The sequence below is a fragment of the Nostoc favosum CHAB5714 genome, from assembly GCF_020829495.1.
In the GTDB taxonomy this organism is placed as follows: Bacteria; Cyanobacteriota; Cyanobacteriia; order Cyanobacteriales; family Nostocaceae; genus Nostoc; species Nostoc favosum.
On sequence record NZ_JAIVFQ010000186.1, the window covers coordinates 2,501 to 6,518 of the forward strand.

A 4,018-nucleotide genomic window follows, 5' to 3' on the forward strand; every position below is an offset into this window, starting at 1 on the left:
GAGGTTCAAGTCCTCCCAGGCCCACCATATTCCCATACCTTTACGGGGGCGTAGCTCAGCTGGGAGAGCACCTGCTTTGCAAGCAGGGGGTCGTCGGTTCGATCCCGTCCGCCTCCACCAAAGGTTTTGGAGATGGACGATGCGAAGGCACATGTCATGTGAGAGAAGAAGCAAGTTTGCAGCTTGTGAGGCTTTGAGCCTTTCGGTTGCCTGTTCTGTATGAAATCGTGAAGAGAAGATAAATTCGGATTGTTCCGGATGTTCAAGGGTTTGCACCTTCTGGTGCGGGTCCGCCGGCCTTCGGGCCATGAACGCTGGAAAATGTCGCAAGGGATGCTCATCAAAAGCCCTTGCAGAGGATTGGCCGCTTAACCGCAGAGCCATCGGATTTATCTCGAGAAGCTGGTCTTTTTTGTCAAATCGATTGTTGCTGAATGTTTGGTTGTCCATTGGTATCCCCCATGGCGGCGAAATGTTCGAGAAGGCAAGGATGGATATTGGCAATGAGAATGATCAAGTGTCTTAAGGGCATTTGGTGGATGCCTTGGCATGCACAGGCGATGAAGGACGTGATACGCTGCGATAAGCGTCGGGGAGGTGCGAATACCCTTTGATCCGACGATTTCCGAATGGGGAAACCCACCTTAGATATCTAGAAAATTTGAACTGTTGGAACGATGAAGCGCTGTTTTGGTTTGTTTCTCAAAAGGAGGCACCCATACAGACCGCTAGGTCGTCGCGGCTTATGCCGCGCCCTCCCGGAGCACAGCCCTGAAAGGGCGGTACGTGCGTGAGGGAAGAACACTTCAACTTTCTAGATATCAAAATAAGGTATCTAACTTTCGAATACATAGGGGTTAGAAGCGAACCCGGGGAACTGAAACATCTAAGTACCCGGAGGAAAGGACATCAAACGAGACTCCGTAAGTAGTGGCGAGCGAACGCGGACCAGGCCAGTGGCTTTTATGAGACAAGTGGAACACCTTGGAAAGGGTGACCGAAGTGGGTGATAGTCCCGTACACGTAATGCGAATAAAAGTCCTTGAGTAGGGCGGGACACGTGAAATCCTGTCTGAACATGGGGAGACCACTCTCCAAGCCTAAGTACTCGTGCATGACCGATAGCGAACCAGTACCGTGAGGGAAAGGTGAAAAGCACCCCGACAAGGGGAGTGAAAGAGATCCTGAAACCGAATGCCTACAAACAGTTGGAGCCCAAGATTTGTTCTGGGTGACAGCGTACCTTTTGTATAATGGGTCAGCGACTTAGTCTGACGAGCAAGCTTAAACCGGTAGGTGTAGGCGCAGCGAAAGCGAGTCTGAACAGGGCGTTCAGTTCGTCGGATTAGACCCGAAACCAAGTGATCTAGCCATGAGCAGGTTGAAGGTAAGGTAACACTTACTGGAGGACCGAACCCGCATCTGTTGCAATAGATTGGGATGACTTGTGGCTAGGGGTGAAAGGCCAATCAAACTTGGAGATAGCTGGTTCTCCGCGAAATCTATTTAGGTAGAGCGTCGATCGAATACCTTCGGGGGTAGAGCACTGGATGGGCTAGGGGATCTCACCGATTTACCAAACCTAACCAAACTCCGAATACCGAAGAGTACTAATCGGCAGACACACGGCGGGTGCTAACGTCCGTCGTGAAGAGGGCAACAACCCTGACCACCATCTAAGGTCCCTAAGTTATGGCTAAGTGGGAAAGGATGTGAGGATCCCAAAACAACCAGGATGTTGGCTTAGAAGCAGCCATCATTTAAAGAAAGCGTAACAGCTCACTGGTCTAAATAAGGGTCTTTGCGCCGAAAATGTACCGGGGCTAAAGCCATACACCGAAGCTGTGGATTTGCTTAGCAATAGGCAAGTGGTAGCGGAGCGTTCTGTAAGCCGTTGAAGAGAGACCCGTGAGGGCTCTTGGAGGTATCAGAAGTGAGAATGCTGACATGAGTAACGATAAAGGGAGTGAGAGACTCCCTCGCCGAAAGTCCAAGGGTTCCTGCTTAAAGTTAATCTGAGCAGGGTTAGCCGGCCCCTAAGGCGAGGCCGAAAGGCGTAGTCGATGGGAACCACGTTAATATTCGTGGGCCTGCGGGTAGTGACGGATCGCGTATGTTGTTCTTCCTTATTGGATTGGAAGGGCTTCGAAGCGGTTCCAGGAAATAGCTCCCGCGTATAGACCGTACCCTAAACCGACACTGGTGGACTGGTAGAGAATACCAAGGCGCTTGAGAGAACTGCGTTGAAGGAACTCGGCAAATTGCACGCGTAACTTCGGAAGAAGCGTGACCCTTATGTACGCAAGTATGTGAGGGTGGCACAGACCAGGGGGTAGCGACTGTTTACCAAAAACACAGGGCTCTGCGAAGTCGCAAGACGACGTATAGGGTCTGACGCCTGCCCGGTGCTGGAAGGTTAAGAGGAGAGGTGCAAGCTTTGAATCGAAGCCCCAGTAAACGGCGGCCGTAACTATAACGGTCCTAAGGTAGCGAAATTCCTTGTCGGGTAAGTTCCGACCTGCACGAATGGCGTAACGACTTCCCCGCTGTCTCCAACGCAGACTCAGTGAAATTGAATTCCCCGTGAAGATGCGGGGTTCCTGCGGTTAGACGGAAAGACCCCGTGCACCTTTACTATAGCTTTACACTGGCATTCGTGTCGGCATGTGTAGGATAGGTGGTAGACTTTGAAGCGGGGGCGCCAGCCTTCGTGGAGTCATCCTTGAAATACCACCCTTACCTATATGGATGTCTAACCGCGGTCCGTTATCCGGATCCGGGACAGTGTATGGTGGGTAGTTTGACTGGGGCGGTCGCCTCCTAAAGAGTAACGGAGGCGCGCGATGGTGGGCTCAGACCGGTCGGAAATCGGTCGTCGAGTGCAATGGCATAAGCCCGCCTGACTGCGAGACTGACAAGTCGAGCAGAGACGAAAGTCGGTCATAGTGATCCGGTGGTCCCGCGTGGAAGGGCCATCGCTCAACGGATAAAAGGTACGCCGGGGATAACAGGCTGATGACCCCCAAGAGTCCATATCGACGGGGTTGTTTGGCACCTCGATGTCGACTCATCGCATCCTGGGGCTGGAGCAGGTCCCAAGGGTATGGCTGTTCGCCATTTAAAGCGGTACGTGAGTTGGGTTCAGAACGTCGTGAGACAGTTCGGTCCCTATCTGCCGTGGGTGTAGGAATATTGACAGGATCTGTCCCTAGTACGAGAGGACCGGGATGGACGTATCTCTGGTGGACCTGTTGTGGCGCCAGCCGCATAGCAGGGTAGCTATATACGGACGGGATAACCGCTGAAGGCATCTAAGCGGGAAACCCACCTGAAAACGAGTATTCCCTTGAGAGCCGTGGAAGACCACCACGTTGATAGGCCGGGTGTGGAAGTGCGGCAACGCATGAAGCTTACCGGTACTAATAGCTCGATTGGCTTGATCATTCTCATTACTTATATCCATCGCCAAGCGATGAATTGACTGTCTCACGCGCCGTATCGCCCCTTTGGGGCGGGCGCTGCGACGGCGCGCCGGACGTCCGGCGACGACCTAGCGGTCTGTATGGGTACTTTCTGGAACTTCGGTTCCAGGAAAAGCTCCAAATACAGCACGATAGTGCGTCGCGGCTCGTGCCGCGCCCCCGCGCAGCACAGCCCGATAGGGCTGATATGCGTGAGCGACATTCAACACAAACAAAACCAGCTTCTCTTTCATCGTTGCTTTTTGCTGACCTGGTGGTTACAGCGGAGCGGCTGCACCCGATCCCATTCCGAACTCGGCCGTGAAACGCTCCAGCGCCAATGGTACTTCGTCTCAAGACGCGGGAGAGTAGGTCGCTGCCAGGTCTGCAAAACGCAACATGAAATCAAAACACTCTCCACATTCCATACCAACGCCATTGCCAGTAATCCCCAAACGTCACGTTGGTTATCCAATTCAGTGACATCATTCAGTGCAGGCTCATCAATCAATGGCATAAATAATAAGATAATCGCCCACACCAAAAATTCTTCTCTT

Annotated in this window: 1 protein-coding gene, 2 tRNA genes and 2 rRNA genes (1 of these 5 only partly in view); 4 read left to right on the forward strand and 1 reads right to left on the reverse strand. The window is 52.6% G+C overall.

Annotated features, from left to right (window positions below):
• The 3 genes from LC586_RS43830 to LC586_RS43840 all read left to right on the forward strand — a co-directional run.
• Nucleotides 1-27, forward strand: a tRNA-Ile gene (locus tag LC586_RS43830); it begins 50 nt to the left of the window's first position.
• A gap of 17 nt (nt 28-44) precedes the next feature.
• Nucleotides 45-120, forward strand: a tRNA-Ala gene (locus tag LC586_RS43835).
• A gap of 391 nt (nt 121-511) precedes the next feature.
• Nucleotides 512-3,444, forward strand: a 23S ribosomal RNA gene (locus LC586_RS43840).
• A 106-nt stretch (nt 3,445-3,550) separates the two neighbouring features.
• Here the strand turns inward: LC586_RS43840 and LC586_RS43845 are convergent.
• Nucleotides 3,551-3,715 carry a hypothetical protein gene (locus LC586_RS43845; protein ID WP_229491195.1) on the reverse strand — a complete coding sequence of 55 codons (165 nt, stop codon included), beginning with the start codon at nt 3,713-3,715 and terminating at the stop codon, nt 3,551-3,553.
• A gap of 16 nt (nt 3,716-3,731) precedes the next feature.
• Here LC586_RS43845 and rrf point away from each other — a divergent pair.
• A 5S ribosomal RNA gene (rrf, locus tag LC586_RS43850) occupies nt 3,732-3,846 on the forward strand.
• Nucleotides 3,847-4,018: the final 172 nt, after the last annotated feature.

Excerpts from the sequence above, each read along its gene's own strand:
- LC586_RS43845 (WP_229491195.1), bottom strand. The coding sequence starts at position 3,715 with ATGAAAGAGAAGCTGGTTTTGTTTGTGTTGAATGTCGCTCACGCATAT.